The sequence below is a fragment of the Bacillus sp. EKM420B genome (assembly GCF_011065565.1).
Taxonomy (GTDB): domain Bacteria; phylum Bacillota; class Bacilli; order Bacillales; family Bacillaceae; genus Bacillus; species Bacillus velezensis.
In genome coordinates, this window is the sequence record NZ_JAAMNX010000066.1 from 1 (window position 1) to 235 (window position 235).

The 235-nt window shown below is 57.9% G+C and carries 1 tRNA gene; it reads left to right on the forward strand.

What is annotated here, in order from left to right:
• Nucleotides 1-78 precede the first annotated feature (78 nt).
• Nucleotides 79-155 (forward strand) — tRNA-Ile (locus G9F48_RS19560).
• Nucleotides 156-235 lie beyond the last annotated feature (80 nt).

Below are 235 nucleotides of genomic sequence, written 5' to 3' on the forward strand. Positions count from 1 at the left end.
GCGGTGTAGCTCAGCTGGCTAGAGCGTACGGTTCATACCCGTGAGGTCGGGGGTTCGATCCCCTCCGCCGCTACCATTGGACCTTTAGCTCAGTTGGTTAGAGCAGACGGCTCATAACCGTCCGGTCGTAGGTTCGAGTCCTACAAGGTCCACCACTTATACGGAGGAATACCCAAGTCTGGCTGAAGGGATCGGTCTTGAAAACCGACAGGGGTGTCAAAGCCCGCGGGGGTTC